This is a genomic window from Sphingobium sp. 15-1, assembly GCF_013375535.1.
Lineage (GTDB): Bacteria > Pseudomonadota > Alphaproteobacteria > Sphingomonadales > Sphingomonadaceae > Sphingobium > Sphingobium aromaticivastans.
Genome location: NZ_JABXJG010000001.1, coordinates 404,005 through 422,818, shown reverse-complemented (window position 1 = coordinate 422,818; position 18,814 = coordinate 404,005). Strand labels below are relative to the sequence as shown.

The window sequence follows — 18,814 nt, the reverse complement described above, 5'->3', positions numbered from 1 at the left end:
GGTGAGAACCCACAGCCACCGCGCTAAAGCCCCAGGCGGCTCCAGAATTCATCCGGCTTCACTGGCGCGGCGCTTTCGGGCGCGCGTTCCACGCGGTTCCACGATGAATGGGGGATATGGATTTGCGGGCTGGCGGCCAGACGGCGCGACCGGCGGGTACGGGGAGCATTTTGGGTCATCGTCTTCTCCTGATGAGGAGGAACACGAAACCTTGCGTGGTCGCTTCAGTACCGTGCGCTTTAGCCGTTGGTGACGCGGAGCAAGCTGACATCCTTCAAAAGCCGCGGAGCGGTGGCTCGGGCATATATCTACGTCATTTGTAGAGATATGGAAGATAGCTTTGCTTAAGCCGCCCTGACGCCAGGTTTCAGGGGCTGATGCGCGGCGGCGCCGCCTTTTCCGATGGGAAAGCGAAATCCTTGCAAGGAAGCGGGTGAGATGCGTCCGTCAGAACGCCACATTGTAGAGGAACCAGCCCACGATCAGCAGGCTCGTCACCACACATAGTCGATCACCAAAAATGTCGATACGCGACATCGCTTACATCCTTCCTCAATCGAGCGATCTTCGTCGCTTCGTTCGGGAAGGATAAACCATCAGAGCGGGCAAAGGAATAGCAGAAGTGCGACGAAAAGGCCCGTGAATGCGCCATATCGAATAGGCGATGCCTTGAATTGCGGCTACGCGGCACCGCGAAAATCGCATGCCGGGCCGAAAATTCGATGACTTTCCTTTAAAAGCAGAAGCTTGTCAGAGCAGTTGGCCCCGATGCTTCAGGAAGGACCGGGTCGCCTCCTCCGGCCCGCGATAGGCCTCCTGAAACTCCGCGCTCCAATATTTGAGGTCGTCGAGATCGATCCGCGCGCCCGAAACGGCACAGAGGACGAACTGCCCCGGGCGCACGATGTCGAAATGCGGCGTGCCGTAATGCAGCACCGCCAGTCCCTGGATGTCCGCCATCAGTCGCCGGTCAGGATGCGATCGACAAGCTGCTTCACGGTCGGCACGAACCCGTTCGAATAGAAGGGGTCCTGCTTGAACTTGTAGGCGCCATGGCCCGCAAAGAGCAGATTCTTGTCGAGGTCGCCGCCATGGACAGCCTCCTGCAGCGATTTCTGGATGCAGAAGCTGCGCGGATCGGCCAGACGGCCGGTCGAGTTGGTCTCGCTGTCCATCCAGCTTGAAAAGGCGCACTGGCTGAGGCAGCCCATGCAGTCGGTCTGGTCCTTGCGGATTTCGGCCTTTTCCTCTTCGGTCACGAAGACCAGCGTGTTGTCCGGGGTCTTGAGCGCGGAGGTGAAGCCCTGCCCCACCCATTCGCGGGCGCGCAGCAGGTCGCCCCGCGTCACCCAGAAATTCTTGCCCTTCACGCCCGCGTCAAGCTGATGCGTATGGTCGCCCGCCTGCTCGGTGCTGAAGGGAATCTGCCGTTCCGAGCGGGCTTCAAGAGACCGCAGGAAGGGATTGCGGACCGCCGAGCTGTAGAAACCGGTGGGCGAGAAACGGTGCAGCAGCACGTCGCCGGGCTCGAGCTGCATCAGCCGCTCCTTCCAGAGCTGCGGGATCGGGCTTTCCTGCGTCAGCAGCGGACGGGTGCCGAACTGAAACATGATCGCGCCCAGTTCGGGATTGTCGATCCAGTCGTTCCAATCTTTGAGCGCCCAGACGCCGCCCGCCATGACGATCGGCACATCATCGGAAATGCCGCCCTCGCGCATGGTGGCGCGCAGGTCGCGGACGCGGGGATAGGGGTCTTGCGGCACCTTGGGGTCTTCGGCGTTGGAAAGGCCGTTATGGCCGCCCGCCAGCCAGGGGTCTTCGTAGACCACCGCCGCCAGCCATTCCGACGCCTTGGAATAGGCGCGCTTCCATAATGCGCGGAAGGCGCGGCCGGAACTGACGATGGGCAGATAGTTGACGCCATAGGACGCCGCGATTTCGCTGAGCTTGTACGGCATGCCCGCGCCGCAGGTGACGCCCGCCACCATGCCCTTGGTCTTTTCCAGGACGCCGTGCAGGACACGCTGCGCGCCGCCCATTTCCCACAGCACGTTGATGTTGATCGCGCCCTTGCCGCCCGCGATCTCGAAGGCGCGCTTCACCTGCTCGACCGCGCCGTCGATAGCATAGGCGATCAGTTCCTCATGCCGGTCGCGGCGGGTGCGGCCATGATAGATTTGCGGGATGACGTTGCCGAAACTGTCATAGCTGTCCGCGTTCACCGCCGACACCGTGCCGATCCCCCCGGCCGCCGCCCAGGCGCCGGAGCTGGCATGGTTGGAAACGGCTACGCCCTTGCCGCCCTCGACCAGCGGCCATACTTCGCGGCCGCCGTAAATGATGGGCTTCAACCCCTTGAACAACGCAATCTCCCGCGCAAAAATCCAATGGCCCCCGACCACTTAAATGCGGCCCTATAGCAGCTTTACGGTCGGATGACGAATATTTGGGGGCGCCCTACCGCAAAATATGGGGGCTGGATAGTGCCTGGCCATAAAGGTTCGCATAGGCGTCGACCATGGCGGCCTCGGTGAAATCGCGCTGGGCGCGGTGGCGGTTGGCATCGCCCAGGCGTCGGCGCATATCGGGATCGCTGGCCAGCGACCCAAGCGCAGAAGCCAGAGCCGCTTCGTCCGGGACGACGAACGCCCGGTTTTCGGGCGCAACCATGTTGGCGACGTCGCCCACGTCCGTCGAAGCGACCGGCCGGCCCGCCGCCATCGCCTCTATCAGCGAGATCGGGAATTGCTCGCTATCGGAAGACAGCGCGAAAATGTCGAACAGGCCCATGAAACGCCAGGGCTCGCTCATGAAGCCGGTCAGGCAGATGTCATCCAGGCCATGGGCCGCGGCTTCGGCCGATATGGCGTCGCGCTCCGGCCCCTCCCCCACCACCACCAGTTGCAGGCGGTCGCGATGGGGCGCGACGGCGCGGACCAGGCGGGGGATATTCTTGACGGCCCGCAGGCCCGCGACCGTGCCGACCAGCAGCTTGCCGGGCGCGCGGCGGAGGGCGGGAATGGCATCGGGCATGAGCGGCCGCGCATAGCGGGCCGTGTCTATGCCGTTGCGGATCAGATGGACCTTGGCGGCAGGCTGGCGCCAGACCCTGCGGGCGATGGCGTCGAGACGGATCGACGGGATCACCAGCGCATGAGCGCGCTGGAGCGCCACGCGGCGATAGAGGTTGCGCTGGGGCTTCAGGCCGTTCGCTTCGTCCGCGTTGAACCCGTCCTCATGGTGGATCAGGGGCGGACCGCCATGAATGCGGTGCGCCATCACCGCATCCATCGCGCCCCAATTATAGCTGAGGATGAGGTCATATTCCGACAGGAACGCCGCGATCGCCCTGTAGCGCTTGAGGCTCGGCTTGCCGGCGAACGGAGGGGCGTCGGGAAAATCGACCGGCGTGGCGGGATCGATCGCGTCGCGCGCGCTCATAAGCTGAGGCGCGGCGCTGACGATGCTGTGACGGGCGCGGTCTCCCCACAGATTCATGAGCCGCACGGCCCGCGCTTCCTTGCCGCCCAGGGAGAAGCTGCCATGGACGTGAAGCAGCCGGGGCGGACCAGTTATCGCATCAGCCATTCAGCACCCGCGCCAGCAGCCGGTCGACGGCGGCGACGGATTCCGGTTCGTCGAGAAGGGGCGCATGGCCGACATTGGAGATGGTGGCCCATTCGGCATCGGGACCGATTTCCTCCACCATGCGGGCGGCGGTGTCGGCGGACAGCAAGTCGGACCGCTCACCCCGCAGGACCAGCGTCGGGATGCCGCGAAAGGCCTGCATGACCGGCCACATGTCGACGCCCGCCTCGCTCCCCGCGACCCGCAGCGGCTCGGCTATGCGCATGTCATAGTCCAGGACGACGCGCCCTGCGCTGTTGAGGCGGTAGAGGCGCTTGGCCATGCTCAGCCATTGATCGAGGCCATAGCCGGGATAGACGTCTCGATTGCCTTCCTCCAGCGCGCGGGCGGCATGCACCCAGCTTGGATGCGACTGGCCGATGCCGACATAAGTGCGGATGCGGGCAAGGCCTGCCTCCTCCAGCGTCGGCCCGACATCGTTCAGCAGCGCCCCCGCCAGCCATTCGCGATGGGTGGCGGCGATCAACATGGTGATGATGCCGCCCAACGACGTGCCGATGGCGACGAAGCGGGTGATGGCAAGGTCGGCCAGCAAACGGCTGATGTCCTGCAGATAAGTCAGCGGGACATAGGTCATCGGGTCCTTCGCCTGCGCGCTCTCGGCGCGGCCGCGCATGTCCGGGCAGATCAGCCGCCATTGCCCGGCGAGGCGCGCCGCCAGAGGCTCGAAATCACGGGCGTTGCGGGTCAGGCCGGGCAGGCAGAGCAAGGGCGGACGGCCATCCTCGCCCCCGGCATAATCGCGATAATGGAGCCTCAGCCCATCGGGGGACCACCAATATCCGTCGCTATAGCTGCTCAAGCTGCTTGATCCTTCCGCCCTGCATCCCCCATATCGCCGCATGCGCTCTACCCTGCAACCCGCCAAATTCAGCCCCGCGAACGAAATCGCCGCGCTGCAACCCGATTTTGCCGATCCGGTCGCGGCGGCGGACTTTCCCCGGACGATCCTCCGCTTCCGCAACGACCGCTGGGCGCCGACTGTGGGACTTGGCGATCTGAGCGATGATGAATGGGTGGCGCATTTCGGACGGTTCGCCCCGCTGGAAGGATCGCTGCCCCAGCCGCTGGCGCTGCGTTATCATGGGCATCAGTTCCGCGTCTATAATCCGGAGATCGGGGACGGGCGCGGCTTCCTGTTCGCGCAATTGCGGGACGGGGCCGGGCGATTGCTCGACCTGGGCACCAAGGGTTCGGGGCAGACGCCCTACAGCCGCTTCGGGGACGGACGGCTGACGCTGAAAGGCGGGGTGCGGGAGATATTGGCGACCGAGATGCTGGAGGCGCTGGGCGTCAACACGTCCAAGACCTTCTCCATCATCGAGACGGGCGAGGCGCTGGAGCGCAATGACGAACCCTCCCCGACCCGCGCCGCGGCCATGGTGCGGCTCAGCCATTCGCATATCCGCATCGGGTCGTTCCAGCGCGCCGCCTATTTCGACGACAAGGCCTTGCTGGAGCGGTTGACCGATTATGCGCTGACGCAACTTTATGGGGAAGTGCCGGGCGACAATCCGCCCGCGCAATTGCTGGGCCGCGTGGTCGAGCGCACCGCCGATCTGGCGGCGAGCTATATGGTCGCGGGCTTCGTCCATGGCGTGCTCAACAGCGACAATATCAATGTGACGGGGGAGAGCTTCGATTATGGACCCTGGCGCTTCACGCCGCTGTGGGAGCCGGGCTTCACCGCCGCCTATTTCGACCATGCGGGGCTTTATGCCTTTGGGCGGCAGGCGGAGGCAATCCATTGGGACGTGGCGCAGCTTGCCGTGTCGCTGCGGCCCTTGGTGGAGGCGGAACCGCTGATCGCGCAACTGGAGCGCTTTCCGCAGCTTTATGGCGAGGCGATGGCGCGCCGCTTCTGCTGGCGTCTGGGCGTGGCGCGAACGAAGGATGCCGCGGCCATGGTCGAGGCGGCGGTGCGGGGCATGACTGCCAGCCAGACGCCGATCGATCGCTTCTTCCAGGATTGGCGGGGCGGCGACCCGCGGAACGGCGCGCCCTATGCAGGCGAGGAATGGGCCGGGTTCCGCGAAGCCATCGCCGGATTTGAGGCCAGCGGGCCGAAGGATCACCCCTATTGGACGGATGCGGCGCCCTGCTCCATGCATATCGACGAGGTGGAGGCGATCTGGAGCGCCATTGCCGAACAGGACGATTGGGCACCGCTCCATGCCAAGGTCGCAGCGATCCGGCGCATGGGCGATGCGCTGGGCGATGCCCCGGACGTGCCCTGATTCCCTCTCCCCTTGGGGAGAGGGTTAGGGAGAGGGGGGCGACCTTTCCGGTACGTCGGCGCCCTGTTCCGCTCGCTACGCTCGCCCCCCTATCCCCGGCCCTCTCCCCAAGGAGAGAGGGAGGTTTACACCCTTCCCTAACGCCCCATTATCCTCCATATCTGCATCATGTCCGCCGCGCTGACTTCGATCGAACCCGCCACTGGTGCTCTCTTGTGGCAGGGGACTGCCAGCGACGTGGAGGCGGAAGTCGCCCGCGCTCGCGCCGCCTGGCCCAAATGGGCCGCGCAGCCCATCGCCTATCGCATCGAGACGCTGCGCCGCTTCGTCAATGTCGTGCGCGCCAATGAGGAGGCGCTGGCCGACCTGATCGCGCGCGAAACCGGCAAGCCGCTGTGGGATGCGCGGACCGAAGTGACGGCAGTGATGAACAAGGTCGACATTTCCGTCGCCTCTTTTTCCGAACGAACCGGGCAGCGGCGGCTGGAAGCGGCCATGGGCGCTCGCCAGTCGGTGCGGCACAAGCCGCATGGCGTGATGGCGGTGCTGGGGCCGTATAATTTCCCGGCGCATCTGCCCAATGGGCATATCGTGCCTGCGCTGCTGGCGGGCAATGCGGTGCTGTTCAAGCCGTCGGAAAAGACGCCCGCCGTGGGCGAGATGCTGGTGCGCTTCTATCATGAGGCGGGCGTGCCGGAGGATGCCGTGCGGCTGGTGCTGGGCGGACCGGATGAGGGCAAGGCGCTGGCCGCGCATCCCGATGTGGGTGGCATTCTCTTTACCGGATCGGCGCAGACCGGGATCGCGATCAACCGGCAGTTCGCGGCCAATCCCGGCAAGATATTGGCGCTCGAAATGGGCGGGAACAATCCGATCGTCGCCTGGGACACGGCCGACATCGCCAGCGCTGCAACGCTGATCGTCCAGTCCGCCTTCCTGTCGAGCGGGCAGCGTTGCACGGCGGCGAGCCGGCTGATCGTCAAGGAGGATTTGGCCGACACGCTGATCGCAGAGGTCAAGAAACTGGCCGACCGCCTGATCATCGACCATCCCCATGCGGACCCCGCGCCCTATATGGGGCCGGTGATCGACAATCAGGCGGCGGATCATCTGACCGAAAGCTTCCTCTATCTGATGAGCAATGGCGGCAGGCCCATCAAGCATATGGTCCGCACGACCAAGGGGCTGCCTTTCCTGACCCCCGCGATCATCGACGTGACCGCCATGGCGGAGCGGCCCGATAACGAGCTGTTCGGGCCTTTGCTGCAGGTCATTCGGGTGCCGGACTTCGAATCCGCGATCAGGGAAGCGAACAATACACGCTATGGCCTGTCGGCGGCGCTGATCGGCGGATCGCCGGAGCAATATAACCAGTTCTGGGCCAATATCAGGGCGGGGATCGTCAACTGGAACCGGCCGACCAATGGCGCCTCCTCCTCCGCGCCTTTCGGCGGCGTGGGGATTTCGGGGAATCATCGGCCAAGCGCCTATTATGCGGCCGATTATTGCGCCTATCCGGTGGTTTCGGTCGAGATCGAGCAGCCGCGTGCGTCCATTGGCGTGGGGTTGAAGGACATCGATACCGGCGCGATGGGGGATTGAGGGCTTATTTCGACACGCGCCGTGCTCCGGCGAAGGCAGGAGCACGGCGTTGTATATAAATTAGCCCCTCCCCAAATTTTCCTACGCGCCGGGCAAAGCATTCTGAATTGAAACCATTGGCCGGTTTCGCCATTTGCCCAGCATGGCTGAAATTGCACCTGCCACTGTCCATCTTGTCGGCGCAGGTCCGGGCGATCCGGAACTGCTGACGATCAAGGCCGTCCGGTTGATCCGCGACGCCGCCGTCATCGTGCATGACGGGCTGGTGTCGGAGGAGATATTGGCGCTGGCATCGCCCCAAGCCGAGCTGATTTCCGTCGCCAAGCAGCGCAGCCGCCATTCCGTGCCGCAGGAAGGCATTAATGCGCTGCTGGTGAAGCTGGCGCTGGCGGGGCAATCCGTGGTGCGGCTGAAGGGCGGCGATCCGTTCATCTTCGGACGCGGCGGCGAGGAAATGGAGGCCTGCCGCGCCGCGGGCGTCCCCGTGGAGATCGTGCCGGGGATCAGCGCCGCCATCGGTTGCGCTTCGCAGGCGCAGCTTCCCCTCACCCATCGCGACGCGGCGAGCGCCGTCACTTTCGTCGCAGGACAGTGCAAGGGGCTGACCGATCAGGACTGGTCGGGGCTGGCCGGCGCCGGGCGCACGCTCGTCATCTATATGGGCGTGGCGACGACGGCGGACATTGCCGACAAGCTGATGGCCGATGGCGTCAGCCCCGGCATCCCGGTGGCGGTGCTGGAGAACGGCACGCGCGCCGACATGCGGACCCTGCGCACCCTGCTGGCCGATTTGGGCGACATGGTGACGCGGGAACAGGTTAAAAGCCCGGCCCTGATTGTGGTCGGGGACGTGGCGGCCTATGCGCTGGCGCAGGATGTGCTGGCGGCTGTGCCCGCGCAATGGGACAATGGGGCGGAGATGTTTTCGTGAAGATTTTGACCGGCAATGACCTCAGCACCGGCGACGTGATCTGGTGGGCGGGCGACGGCTGGTCGCGCCTGGTGGGCGACTCGGTCGATGTGACTGACAAGGGCGATGAGCTGGCGCGGGCCGAGGAAGCCGCGCTGCGCGTGGTCGGTGCCTATGTGATCGACGCCACCGTGACGGAGGAAGGCGTGCGCCCGGCCCATATCAAGGACCGCATCCGCGCGCTGGGGCCGACCGTGCGACCCGACCTGACGCTGAAACCGAATGACGCCGATGCCGGCAACTGGGTGATCTGAACCATGTATCGTTACGACAGCTACGACCAGTCCATCGTCGACGCCCGCGTCGAGGAATTTCGCGATCAGGTGCAACGCCGCCTGGCAGGCGCGCTGACCGAGGATCAGTTCAAGCCGCTACGGCTGATGAACGGCCTCTATCTCCAGCTCCACGCCTATATGCTGCGCGTCGCCATTCCCTATGGCACGTTGAGCGCCAAGCAGATGCGCAAGCTGGGCGAGATCGCAGCGAAATACGACAAGGGCTATGGCCATTTCACGACGCGCCAGAACCTGCAATATAACTGGATCAAGCTGGCCGATGCGCCGGAGATTCTGGCCGAGCTGGCGACGGTCGAGATGCATGCCATCCAGACCAGCGGCAACTGCATTCGCAATATCTCGTCCGATCAATATGCGGGTGTGTCCGCCGATGAAGTGACCGATCCGCGTCCCTGGGCGGAATTGCTGCGCCAGTGGTCGACCTTCCACCCGGAGTTCACCTATCTGCCGCGCAAGTTCAAGATTTGCGTGATCGCGTCGGAGGAAGACCGGGCGGCGATGCGCCTGCATGACATCGGTCTTAAGCTGGTGTCGCGGGACGGCCAGATTGGCGCGGAAGTCTATGCCGGTGGCGGCATGGGCCGCACGCCGATGGTTGCGCCGCAAATCAAGGACTTCGTGCCCGAAGATGAGATCGTCTCTTATCTGGAGGCCTGCCTGCGCGTCTACAACCGCTACGGCCGCCGCGACAACAAGTATAAGGCGCGGATCAAGATCCTCGTCCATGAACTGGGCGTCGAGGAATATAAGCGTCAGGTCGAGGAAGAGTATGCGCATATGAAGCAGCTCGGCCTCAATCCGCCGACCGAGGAACTGAACCGCATCCGGCCCTTCTTCGCGGGTCCGGCCTATGAGCAGGGTCTGGCCGACGAAATCGACCGCGCCGATCCGGCCTTTGCCTTGTGGGTCGACCGTCAGGTCGCGGCGCACAAGCAGCCGGGCTATGCCATCGTCAACATCAGCCTGAAGCCCAAGGGCGGGATTCCGGGCGACGCTTCGGCGGAGCAGATCGGGCTGGTGGCTGATCTGGCCGAAACCTATTCGTTCGATGAACTGCGCGTGACCCATGCGCAGAACCTCGTCCTGCCGCATGTGAAGAAGGCCGATCTCTACGCCATCTGGCAGAAGCTGGATGAGGCTGGGCTGGCAGAGGCCAATCTGGACCTGATCACCGACATCATCGCCTGCCCCGGCCTGGATTATTGCAGCCTTGCCAATGCGCGGTCGATCCCGCTGGCGCAGAAGCTGTCGGAACGGTTCGCTTCGGCGGAGCGGCAGAAGGATCTGGGCGAGCTGAAGGTCAAGATCAGCGGCTGCATCAACGCCTGCGGCCACCATCATGCCGGCCATATCGGCGTGCTGGGCGTGGACCGGAAGGGCGTGGAGAATTTCCAGCTCTCGCTCGGCGGATCGGGCGCGGAGGACGCCGCCGTCGGTCAGATCACCGGCCCCGGCTTCTCGGAAGATGGCGTCGTGGATGCCATCGAGAAGGTCACGGACCTCTATCTCGCTGAGCGGGAGGAAGGCGAACGCTTCCTCGACACCTATCGCCGTCTTGGCATGAAGCCCTTCAAGGAGGCGATCTATGGTTGAGTTCCTGTCCTTCCGCGAAGGCGAAGCGGCCCAGGAACCGGCCGTGACGGTCGAATCCTTCACCGGCCAGTCCAATTCAACCGCCGTGCGGATCGAAGCGGGCGAGGATGCGCGCGAATTGCTGCCCTTCCTCGATCGGCTGTCGCTGGTGGAGGTGAACTTCCCGGCCTTTGGCGATGGGCGCAGCTATTCGGCGGCGCGGATTTTGCGCGAGGCCGGATATGAGGGTGAGCTTCGCGCTGTGGGCGATGTGCTGGTGGACCAGCTTGTCGCGATGCGCCGCTGCGGTTTCGACAGCTTCCGGCCTGACAAGGCGCTGGACGATGCCGCCGTGGAGCGCGCGCTCAATCGTTATGCCGACGTCTATCAGAAGACCGTCGACGGCCGCCGCCCGGTGTGGGCGAAACGGCACCCGGAGACTGTGAATGGCTGAACCTGCCCGCAAGCTTGACGTCATCGACGCCCGCCCCGCCTTTACCCAGGCCGATGCGGACGCGCTCAACGCGCGTTTCGAAGGCGTCGACACGCTGTCGATGCTCAAGACCGTCTTTGCCGAAGGGCTGGCGGGGAATGTAGCGGTCGTCTCCTCCTTCGGCACGGAAAGCGCCGTGCTGCTGTCGTTGATCGCCAAGGCCGACAAGACTATCCCGGTGATCTTCGTCGATACGCTCAAGATGTTTGCGGAAACGCTGGACTATCGCGAGACGCTGATCAGCACGCTGGGCTTTACCGACAGCCGGGCGGTCGTGCCCAACGCCGAGGTGCTGGCGAAGAAGGACGAGACAGGCCTGCGCTGGTCCTACGATCCGGACGGCTGCTGCGAAATCCGCAAGGTCGAGCCGATGAACCGCGCCAAGAACGGCCTGGATGCCTGGATTTCCGGGCGCAAGGCGTTTCAGTCGGTGACTCGCCAGAACCTGCCCCGCTTTGAGATCGAGGATGGGCGGCTGAAGATCAACCCGCTGGGCGATTGGACCAAGGACGATCTGGAAGCCTGGTTCGAGGCGGAAAATCTGCCGCGCCATCCGCTGGAAGCACAGGGTTATCTGTCCATCGGTTGCGAGCCCTGCACGTCCAAGGTGCTGCCGGGGGAAGACCCCCGCGCTGGGCGCTGGCGTGGGTGGGACAAGGTGGAGTGCGGGATTCACTCGCCAGTGACGGCGATCCCTGCCCCTGCCGCCGATCCGGACGATCCAGCCAACCAGCCGGTGTTCTGACGCTTCTTCCTTAATCCTCCCTACGCGAAGCGTGGGGAGGTGGCGGCGCGCAGCGCTGACGGAGGGGAAAATGCGCAGGGTTCGCCCATTTCCCCTCCACCACCGCCTTCGGCGGCGGTCCCCATCCCCATCTTCCTATGGGGAGGATTTTGGCGGGCATTGCTATACAATCGTTCAATGATTACCCCTTGCCGCCAGCAAGGGAGCAAACGCCATGAAAATATTCGCGCGGATTTCGGTTCTGGCTCTGGCTGTCGCGGCGTTCGGGCCGCCTCTGGGTGCGCAGATCGATCCGATGACGCCGGATACGGTCAAGAGCTACGACCCGGCGCGCCCACAGGCCGACTATATCCGGCGCGAAGTCATGATCCCGATGCGCGACGGGGTGAAGCTCTTCACCGTGATCGTCATGCGCAAGGGCGCGACGCACGGACCGATCCTGCTCAGCCGCACGCCCTATAATGCGGGCAAAGCGACATCCCGCAACCGCAGCCAGAAGATCGAGGAAATCCTGCCGGTCTCCGACGCCGAGTTCGTCAATGACGGCTATATCCGCGTCTATCAGGATGTGCGCGGGCTGGACGGGTCGGAGGGCGATTATGTGATGACCCGGCCCTTGCGTGGGCCGATCAACCATACGCAGGTCGATCATAGCACCGACGCCTATGACACGATCGACTGGCTTGTGAAGAATGTGCCGGAAAGCAATGGAAAGGTTGGTATAACTGGCTCCTCCTATCTAGGCTTCACATCGCTGATGGCGCTGATCGATCCGCACCCCGCGCTGAAGGCCGCCGTGCCGCAAAGCCCGATGGTGGATGGCTGGGTGGGCGACGACTGGTTCCATAACGGCGCCTTCAGGGAACCCAATTTCGGCTATGTGCTGGGCCAGACCGCGAAGAAGGGCGGCGGGGCGGTGCCCTTTGGTACGGGCGATGAATATGATGCTTATCTGAAGGAAGGATCGGCGGGGGACTTCGCCCGCGCCTATGGCCTGGACGCCTTCCCCTTCTCCCAGAAGCTGATGCAGCACCCGGCCTATGACAGCTATTGGCAGGAGCAAGCCGTCGACAAGCTGCTCGCCAAGCGGAAGCTGACCGTGCCGACCATGCTCGTCGTCGGCCAATGGGACCAGGAAGACAGCTATGGCGCCCCGGCGGTCTACAAGGCGCTGGAGCCGCAGGACAAGAATAACGACATGGTGAGCCTGGTCATCGGGCCGTGGCGTCACAGCGGCGTCAATTATGACGGGTCGCGTCTGGGCGATCTGGATTTCGTGGGGGATACGGGGCTTCAGTTCCGGCGCGATACCATGAAACCCTTTCTTGATCATTATTTGAAGGACAATCCTCCCAAGGGATATAAGGTACCGGGCACCCTCACCTACGCCACAGGAATCGATAAATGGCAGGTGATGGCGAAGTGGCCGGGCGGATCGCCCAAGGCGCTCTATCTGGCGGGCGGCAATGGACTGAGCTGGAGCAAGCCGGGGTCCGAAGGCAACGACAGCTATGTGTCCGATCCGGCCAAGCCTGTGCCTTATCTACCCCGCCCCGTCCTGCCGAACCAGGACGATGCGTGGAAGACATGGCTGGTGAAGGACCAGCGTTTCGTGGCCGGGCGAACAGATGTGCTGAGCTATGTGACGCCCGTGCTGGACAAGGCGGTGCATATCGCCGGGCAGCCGATGGTCGATCTGTTCGCGGCGACCTCAGGCACGGACAGCGACTGGGTGGTGAAGCTGATCGACGTCTATCCGGAGCAATATAGCAATGTGCCCAAGATGGCGGGCTATGAACTGCCGATCGGGATCGAGATTTATCGCGGGCGCTATGTCCATGGCTTCGACAAGCCGGAGGCGCTGGTGCCGGGCAAGGTCGAGAATTATAAATTCGGCCTGCCCAATGTGAACCATGTGTTCCAGCCGGGACATCGGATCATGGTGACGGTGCAGTCGAGCCTGTTCCCGCTCTATGACCGCAATCCGCAAAGCTTCGTGCCGTCGATCTTCGACGCGAAGAAGGGGGATTACCGGATCGCGACGCAGAGCGTGCATTATGGCGCGGGCCATGCGAGCGCGATATGGTTGCCGGTGATGGATGATTGAACAGGGAGAGGGATATGGCCGTCGAGCTGAGGATATTGGCGTGGAGTTGCGTGCTGCTGCTGGTCCACATCTTTGCGGCGGCGCATATCAAGACCCGGCAATATGGCACCAAATGGAATATGGGCGCGCGGGACGAGGAATTGCCGCCGCTCGATCCTGTCGGCGGGCGGCTGGTGCGGGCGCAGGCGAATTTCCTGGAGACCTATCCGATTGCGATCATCGTGCTGCTGGGCGTGGTTATCGCAGGAAAGACCAGCGGCATGACGGCGCTTGGCGGCTGGCTCTGGCTGGGGGCGCGGGCGGTATATCTGCCGCTGTACGGGATGGGCGTGCCTTTGGTGCGGACGCTGGTCTATGCGGCGAGCATGGTGGGACTGGCGTTGGTTTTTCAGGCTTTTGTGGGGTGAGTGAGACGCTTCCCGTTTCTCGACTTCGCTCGAAACGAACGGAGCCAAATTAAAACACCTAACCCCCTGCACTATCGTCATTCCCGCGAAGGCGGGAATGACGGTTTACTCAATATCCTCCAGATAGCTGCCTTCCGCCAGGTCGGAGAAGCGGGTGATCCGAGCGTCAAACTTCATGCGGATGCGGCCCGTCGAACCGTGGCGCTGCTTGGCCACGATCACTTCTGCCAGACCGTAGATGCGCTCCATTTCCTGCGCCCATTCCAGATGCTCGGAGCTTTCCTTGTTTCCCGGCTCCTTGGCGGCGACATAATAATCCTCGCGGAACACGAACCACACCATGTCCGCGTCCTGTTCGATCGAGCCGGACTCGCGCAGGTCCGAAAGCTGCGGCCGCTTGTCCTCGCGCTGTTCGACGGCGCGGCTGAGCTGCGACAATGCCAGAACCGGGCAGTTAAGTTCCTTCGCCAAGGTCTTCAAACCACGGGAAATTTCCGAAATTTCGTTGACGCGATTGTCGCCCTTGCCCGTGCCCTGGAGCAGTTGGAGATAGTCGACCACGACGAAGCCGATGTCGTGGCGCCGCTTCAAACGCCGGGCACGGGTACGCAGCGCGGCGATCGTCAAACCCGGCGTGTCGTCGATGAACAGCGGCAGTTCCTGCAACTCCCGCGCCGCGCGGGAGAGGTTCTGGAAGTCGGCGCGGCTGATCTTGCCCATGCGCAGCGCTTCACCGCTAATGCCCGACTGTTCCGCCAATACGCGGGTGGCAAGCTGATCGGCGGACATTTCAAGGCTGAAGAAGGCGGTCTTCGCGCCCATATTCTTTTCGGGCGGAATGCCGTCGCCATGATCACGCAGCCAGCGCGACGCCGCATTATAGGCGATATTGGTGGCGAGCGATGTCTTCCCCATGCCCGGACGACCCGCCAGGATCATCAAGTCCGAATTGTGCATGCCGCCGATTTTCTCATTGAGACTGTTGATGCCCGTCGTGATGCCCGACACATGGCCGCCACTGTTGAGCGCACGTTCGGCCACCTGCACCGCCATGGTGGTGGCGGTGGCGAAGCTCTTCACCGATCCGGTTTCGCCCTCGCCTTCTGAGACCTTGTAGAGCGCGACTTCGGCCTGCTCGATCTGCTCGCGCGGATTGACATCTTCGCTTGTATCCAGAGCATTTTCAACTAGTTCCCGGCCAACATGCACAAGCTGTCGCAACAGTGCGAGATCGTAAATCTGCGTCGCGAAATCGCGCGCGCCGAGCAATGCGGCGCCATTGCCGGTCAGTTGCGCCAGATAGCCGACCCCGCCCAATTCCTTGAGCGCCGGGTCCTGCTCCAACATCGGTTTCAGCGTCACCGGGTTCGCGACCATGTCGCGCTCCACCAGCTTCATCACGGATTCGTAGATGCGGCCGTGCAAAGGCTCGAAGAAATGCTCGGCCTTCAGCTTCAACTGAACGTCTTCGGCAATGCGGTTGTCGATCATCAAGGCACCGAGCAGCGCCGCCTCCGCTTCGACATTGCGGGGAAGTTCGGTGACGCCTGCCTCGACGGCGGCATTGATTTGCACGAGTTCGACCATGGCCCCCTCATCGCGCCGCGCACCCGCCCTTGCAAGCTGGAAGGTTGAAAGCATTTGGAAAAGCTGTGGACAAGAGTTTCCGTTGCATTTCGCGGTTGCATTTCCCGGGGCGCCGCCGCACTGACCATAGCGTCCATGGCCGACCCGCGCATCATCGATATCACGCTCGACGAGCGGACGATCCTCTGGCGCAACGCCGATGTCGAGCAGGAACGACGCATCGCCATTTTCGACCTGCTGGAAGACAATTATTTCGAGCCGCAGCGGGTCCATGAGGACGGCTATGCCGGCCCCTACAAGGTGCTGCTGCGCGTCGAGGAGGGGCGGCTGGTCATCGAAATCCGGCGGGAGAATGACGACCCGCTGGAGGCGATCATCCTGAGCCTGGGTCGGTTCCGCAGACCGATCCGGGACTATTTCGCGATCTGCGACAGCTATTTCCAGGCCATCAGCAATGCGTCGCCCGCCCAGATCGAAACGGTGGACATGGCGCGCCGCGGCATCCACAATGCCGCCGCCGAGACGCTGATCGAGCGGCTGGAGGGCAAGATCAAGGTCGACTTCGATACGGCCCGGCGGCTTTTCACGCTGATCTGCGTCCTGCACATCAAGGGGTAAGGGGCATCCGTATCATCAGTGCCGGCCAGTTGCTGGCTCGTTTTGGCGTGGTTTTTGCCGTTCTGGGGCTGTTGGTTCTGGGCGCATGGCTCTATGCCCGCGACTGGGCGCCGAGCCGTGAAGAGTTTCCGACCCAGGGCGTCTCCATATCGTCCGAAAATGGCCCTATCGAATGGGGCACGCTGGCAGCGCAAGGCGCGGAGTTCGCCTATATCCGTGCCGCGAGCGGCGGGCGTTTCCGCGATCCGGCGTTCGAGACCAATTGGGCGGGCGCGCGGGCGGCGGGGATGCGTTATGGCGCGTCGCTGGATTTCAGCCTGTGCGCGAAGGCCAGCGATCAGGCGACCGGCTTCATGACCATGGTGCCGCGCGACAATGCCGCCCTGCCGCCGGTGATCCGGCTGGCCTTCGAGCCGGGGTGCCGCGCGCGGCCGGAGCAGGATGCGGTGCTGTCGGAACTGAACACGCTCATCAACCTGATCGAAAGCCATGCGGGCACGCCGGTCGTGCTGAACGTCAGCGACGATTTCGACGCGCAATATGGCATAGCCTCAGGCATCAACCGGACGCTGTGGCTGGACCGCAATTTCTTCCCGCCCAATAGCGAAAAGCGCAAATGGGTGATGTGGACAGCCAGCGATATGCGGCATATCGACGGCATTGACGGTCCGGTGAAATGGGATGTGATGCCGCGATGAACGCGACGGAAGAACTGATCGAGGCGGCGCGCGGGGCGATGGCCCATGCCCATGCGCCCTATAGTCGCTTCGCCGTCGGCGCCGCGGTGCGATTGATCGATGGCCGGATCGTGACCGGCTGCAATTTCGAAAATGCCAGCTACGGCCTGTCGCTCTGCGCGGAAACGGTGGCGCTTGCAGCGGTGAACGCGCAAGGACGCCTTGCCGATGTGGAAGCGATCGCGGTCGTGGGGGGCGCGGTGGGAGCGGACGGCGTGGTGAGCGGCGACGCCATCGTCACCCCCTGCGGCCGGTGCCGCCAGATCATGAACGAAGCCGAGCAAATGGCCGGGCGGGCGCTTGCCATCTACTGCGCGGCTCCGGATGGAGGCGCGGTGGTCGAACATAGCCTCGCTGAACTATTGCCTCATGCCTTTGGTCCCAGGGATCTTGGCATACTCCCAGGAAAGAACTGAACCAGCCATGTCGATTTTGTCGGATAAGTGGATTCGCGAACAGGCCCAGACCAGCGGCATGATCGAGCCGTTCGTGGAGAGCCAGCGGCGCGACGGCTGCATCAGCTACGGCCTCTCCTCCTACGGCTATGACGCGCGGGTGGCGGACGAATTCAAGATCTTCACCAATGTCGACAGCGCCGTGGTGGACCCCAAGAATTTCGCCGCAAACAGCTTCGTCGACCGCAAGACCGACGTCTGCATCATTCCGCCCAACAGCTTTGCGCTGGCCCGGACGGTCGAATATTTCCGGGTGCCGCGTGACGTGCTGGTGATCTGCCTGGGCAAGTCGACCTATGCGCGTTGCGGCATCATCGTGAACGTCACCCCGCTGGAGCCGGGCTGGGAAGGCCATGTGACGCTGGAATTTTCCAACACCACGCCGCTGCCCGCGAAGATCTACGCCAATGAGGGCGCCTGCCAGTTCCTGTTCCTGAAAGGGAATGAACCGTGCGAGACCAGCTATGCTGACCGCGCCGGCAAATATATGGGGCAGCAGGGCGTCACATTGCCGCGCCTGTAACGCTGTGCGACATTGGCGGCCATGATGTGGGAGCCTTGCCCGCCATGCTGATGCCCTTCCGCCGCCGGAAAGCGCCTGAAGACCTGCCGCTGCCGCATGTGGGAGAGGATGTGCGCCTCTATGCGATCGGGGATGTTCATGGGCGTGACGATCTGTTTGTGGAACTGCTCGACCGGATCGCTCGGGATGAGGCGGGTCGGCCTCCCCTGCCCCGGCTGCTGATCCTGCTGGGCGATCTGGTTGATCGCGGGCCGCAATCGGCGCAAGTCGTCGAACGGGCGATGGAACTGGCGCGATCGGACGAAGATGTCCGCTTCATCAAGGGCAATCATGAGGAAGTGTTCATCGCCGCCGCACGGGGCAGCGCGCAGGCGGTGCGCTTCTTCCGGCGCTTCGGCGGGATCGAAACGCTGGCCAGCTACGACTTGCCGCCCGATGAGAGCGCCGTCATGAGCGACGAGGCGCTGGCGCAATGGATGCTGGCCCATATTCCCCGCGACCCTGTCGACTTCCTGGACGATTTTCCCGATATGCTGCCGGTGGGCGACTATCTGTTCGTGCATGCCGGGGTGCGGCCTCGCATTGGGCTGGATGCCCAGATTCCCGCCGATCTGCGCTGGATCAGGGGCGATTTCCTGAATCATCGGAGACCGTTCGGCAAGATGATCGTCCACGGCCATAGCATCAGCGAGGATGCGGACGTTCAGCCCAACCGGATCGGCATAGACACTGGCGCTTTCCGCAGCGGCCGGCTGACGGCAATCGGGCTGGAAGGCGATCGGCGCTGGTTTCTGCAAACCGGCGCCTGAACGACCGC

20 protein-coding genes are annotated in these 18,814 nt (G+C 63.5%); 14 read left to right on the top strand and 6 right to left on the bottom strand.

The genetic code is table 11. The annotated features are described in order from the left end of the window. Positions 1-23: 23 nt before the first annotated feature. The 5 genes from HUK72_RS01920 to HUK72_RS01900 form a co-directional block, all read right to left on the bottom strand. Positions 24-179: a hypothetical protein gene (locus HUK72_RS01920; protein ID WP_176595290.1), complete on the bottom strand. Its 156-nt coding sequence runs from the start codon at positions 177-179 to the stop codon at positions 24-26. A gap of 571 nt (positions 180-750) precedes the next feature. Continuing rightward, positions 751-960 (bottom strand): DUF2093 domain-containing protein, encoded by a 210-nt coding sequence (locus HUK72_RS01915; protein ID WP_176595289.1) that lies wholly within the window; start codon positions 958-960, stop codon positions 751-753. Continuing rightward, on the bottom strand, positions 960-2,363 hold the full coding sequence (locus tag HUK72_RS01910; RefSeq protein ID WP_176595288.1) for a nitronate monooxygenase family protein: 1,404 nt from the start codon (positions 2,361-2,363) through the stop codon (positions 960-962). The genes HUK72_RS01915 and HUK72_RS01910 overlap by 1 nt, the downstream gene beginning before the upstream one ends. A 94-nt stretch (positions 2,364-2,457) precedes the next feature. After that, complete coding sequence (locus HUK72_RS01905) at positions 2,458-3,588, bottom strand: glycosyltransferase family 4 protein (RefSeq protein WP_176595287.1); 1,131 nt, start codon at positions 3,586-3,588, stop codon at positions 2,458-2,460. Next, the gene (locus tag HUK72_RS01900) at positions 3,581-4,450 is read right to left on the bottom strand and encodes an alpha/beta fold hydrolase (protein ID WP_176595286.1); all 870 of its coding nucleotides are present in this window, start codon (positions 4,448-4,450) and stop codon (positions 3,581-3,583) included. Before HUK72_RS01900 ends, HUK72_RS01905 begins: the two co-directional genes overlap by 8 nt. 40 nt (positions 4,451-4,490) lie before the next feature. On the opposite strand from HUK72_RS01900, the gene HUK72_RS01895 reads away from it, so the two are divergent. The 9 genes from HUK72_RS01895 to HUK72_RS01855 all read left to right on the top strand — a co-directional run bounded on the left by HUK72_RS01895 (position 4,491) and on the right by HUK72_RS01855 (position 14,077). After that, positions 4,491-5,885 (top strand): protein adenylyltransferase SelO, encoded by a 1,395-nt coding sequence (locus tag HUK72_RS01895; protein ID WP_176595285.1) that lies wholly within the window; start codon positions 4,491-4,493, stop codon positions 5,883-5,885. Positions 5,886-6,053: 168 nt separating this feature from the next. Further along, the gene (gene astD, locus HUK72_RS01890; RefSeq protein ID WP_176595284.1) at positions 6,054-7,487 is read left to right on the top strand and encodes a succinylglutamate-semialdehyde dehydrogenase; all 1,434 of its coding nucleotides are present in this window, start codon (positions 6,054-6,056) and stop codon (positions 7,485-7,487) included. A gap of 142 nt (positions 7,488-7,629) precedes the next feature. After that, positions 7,630-8,418: a uroporphyrinogen-III C-methyltransferase gene (gene cobA / locus HUK72_RS01885; protein ID WP_176595283.1), complete on the top strand. Its 789-nt coding sequence runs from the start codon at positions 7,630-7,632 to the stop codon at positions 8,416-8,418. Further along, positions 8,415-8,711: a DUF2849 domain-containing protein gene (locus HUK72_RS01880; RefSeq protein WP_176595282.1), complete on the top strand. Its 297-nt coding sequence runs from the start codon at positions 8,415-8,417 to the stop codon at positions 8,709-8,711. Before cobA ends, HUK72_RS01880 begins: the two co-directional genes overlap by 4 nt. 3 nt (positions 8,712-8,714) lie before the next feature. Next, positions 8,715-10,346: a nitrite/sulfite reductase gene (locus HUK72_RS01875; protein ID WP_176595281.1), complete on the top strand. Its 1,632-nt coding sequence runs from the start codon at positions 8,715-8,717 to the stop codon at positions 10,344-10,346. Next, the gene (locus HUK72_RS01870) at positions 10,339-10,779 is read left to right on the top strand and encodes a DUF934 domain-containing protein (RefSeq protein WP_176595280.1); all 441 of its coding nucleotides are present in this window, start codon (positions 10,339-10,341) and stop codon (positions 10,777-10,779) included. The genes HUK72_RS01875 and HUK72_RS01870 overlap by 8 nt, the downstream gene beginning before the upstream one ends. Beyond that, entirely contained in the window at positions 10,772-11,563 is a 792-nt protein-coding gene (locus HUK72_RS01865) for a phosphoadenylyl-sulfate reductase (RefSeq protein ID WP_176595279.1), read from the top strand. Before HUK72_RS01870 ends, HUK72_RS01865 begins: the two co-directional genes overlap by 8 nt. A gap of 214 nt (positions 11,564-11,777) precedes the next feature. Beyond that, entirely contained in the window at positions 11,778-13,670 is a 1,893-nt protein-coding gene (locus HUK72_RS01860; RefSeq protein ID WP_176595278.1) for a CocE/NonD family hydrolase, read from the top strand. Positions 13,671-13,684: 14 nt separating this feature from the next. Further along, entirely contained in the window at positions 13,685-14,077 is a 393-nt protein-coding gene (locus tag HUK72_RS01855) for an MAPEG family protein (protein ID WP_176595277.1), read from the top strand. A 105-nt stretch (positions 14,078-14,182) separates the two neighbouring features. Here HUK72_RS01855 and HUK72_RS01850 read toward each other — a convergent pair whose 3' ends face one another. Further along, on the bottom strand, positions 14,183-15,664 hold the full coding sequence (locus tag HUK72_RS01850) for a replicative DNA helicase (RefSeq protein ID WP_176595276.1): 1,482 nt from the start codon (positions 15,662-15,664) through the stop codon (positions 14,183-14,185). A 135-nt stretch (positions 15,665-15,799) separates the two neighbouring features. Between HUK72_RS01850 and HUK72_RS01845 the strand changes: the two genes are divergently transcribed. Genes HUK72_RS01845 through HUK72_RS01825 form a run of 5 tightly spaced genes read left to right on the top strand, consistent with a single transcriptional unit; the run spans position 15,800 to position 18,806 of the window. Beyond that, complete coding sequence (locus tag HUK72_RS01845) at positions 15,800-16,282, top strand: UPF0262 family protein (RefSeq protein WP_176595275.1); 483 nt, start codon at positions 15,800-15,802, stop codon at positions 16,280-16,282. A gap of 47 nt (positions 16,283-16,329) precedes the next feature. Continuing rightward, a complete protein-coding gene (locus tag HUK72_RS01840) occupies positions 16,330-16,980 on the top strand; it encodes a GH25 family lysozyme (RefSeq protein ID WP_369805914.1) in 651 nt (216 codons plus the stop codon). Then, positions 16,977-17,435, top strand: a complete 459-nt coding sequence (locus HUK72_RS01835) for a cytidine deaminase (RefSeq protein ID WP_176595274.1) — start codon at positions 16,977-16,979, stop codon at positions 17,433-17,435. The genes HUK72_RS01840 and HUK72_RS01835 overlap by 4 nt, the downstream gene beginning before the upstream one ends. A gap of 7 nt (positions 17,436-17,442) precedes the next feature. After that, complete coding sequence (gene dcd, locus HUK72_RS01830) at positions 17,443-17,997, top strand: dCTP deaminase (RefSeq protein ID WP_176595273.1); 555 nt, start codon at positions 17,443-17,445, stop codon at positions 17,995-17,997. A 44-nt stretch (positions 17,998-18,041) separates the two neighbouring features. Then, complete coding sequence (locus HUK72_RS01825) at positions 18,042-18,806, top strand: metallophosphoesterase (RefSeq protein ID WP_176595272.1); 765 nt, start codon at positions 18,042-18,044, stop codon at positions 18,804-18,806. The last annotated feature ends 8 nt before the right edge of the window (positions 18,807-18,814 follow it).

Excerpts from the sequence above, each read along its gene's own strand:
- HUK72_RS01855 (WP_176595277.1), top strand. The coding sequence starts at position 13,685 with ATGGCCGTCGAGCTGAGGATATTGGCGTGGAGTTGCGTGCTGCTGCTG.
- HUK72_RS01920 (WP_176595290.1), bottom strand. The coding sequence starts at position 179 with ATGACCCAAAATGCTCCCCGTACCCGCCGGTCGCGCCGTCTGGCCGCC.
- HUK72_RS01835 (WP_176595274.1), top strand. The coding sequence starts at position 16,977 with ATGAACGCGACGGAAGAACTGATCGAGGCGGCGCGCGGGGCGATGGCC.
- HUK72_RS01875 (WP_176595281.1), top strand. The coding sequence starts at position 8,715 with ATGTATCGTTACGACAGCTACGACCAGTCCATCGTCGACGCCCGCGTC.
- HUK72_RS01870 (WP_176595280.1), top strand. The coding sequence starts at position 10,339 with ATGGTTGAGTTCCTGTCCTTCCGCGAAGGCGAAGCGGCCCAGGAACCG.
- HUK72_RS01860 (WP_176595278.1), top strand. The coding sequence starts at position 11,778 with ATGAAAATATTCGCGCGGATTTCGGTTCTGGCTCTGGCTGTCGCGGCG.
- HUK72_RS01915 (WP_176595289.1), bottom strand. The coding sequence starts at position 960 with ATGGCGGACATCCAGGGACTGGCGGTGCTGCATTACGGCACGCCGCAT.
- HUK72_RS01850 (WP_176595276.1), bottom strand. The coding sequence starts at position 15,664 with ATGGTCGAACTCGTGCAAATCAATGCCGCCGTCGAGGCAGGCGTCACC.
- astD (WP_176595284.1), top strand. The coding sequence starts at position 6,054 with ATGTCCGCCGCGCTGACTTCGATCGAACCCGCCACTGGTGCTCTCTTG.
- HUK72_RS01895 (WP_176595285.1), top strand. The coding sequence starts at position 4,491 with ATGCGCTCTACCCTGCAACCCGCCAAATTCAGCCCCGCGAACGAAATC.
- dcd (WP_176595273.1), top strand. The coding sequence starts at position 17,443 with ATGTCGATTTTGTCGGATAAGTGGATTCGCGAACAGGCCCAGACCAGC.
- HUK72_RS01825 (WP_176595272.1), top strand. The coding sequence starts at position 18,042 with ATGCTGATGCCCTTCCGCCGCCGGAAAGCGCCTGAAGACCTGCCGCTG.
- cobA (WP_176595283.1), top strand. The coding sequence starts at position 7,630 with ATGGCTGAAATTGCACCTGCCACTGTCCATCTTGTCGGCGCAGGTCCG.
- HUK72_RS01905 (WP_176595287.1), bottom strand. The coding sequence starts at position 3,588 with ATGGCTGATGCGATAACTGGTCCGCCCCGGCTGCTTCACGTCCATGGC.
- HUK72_RS01865 (WP_176595279.1), top strand. The coding sequence starts at position 10,772 with ATGGCTGAACCTGCCCGCAAGCTTGACGTCATCGACGCCCGCCCCGCC.
- HUK72_RS01845 (WP_176595275.1), top strand. The coding sequence starts at position 15,800 with ATGGCCGACCCGCGCATCATCGATATCACGCTCGACGAGCGGACGATC.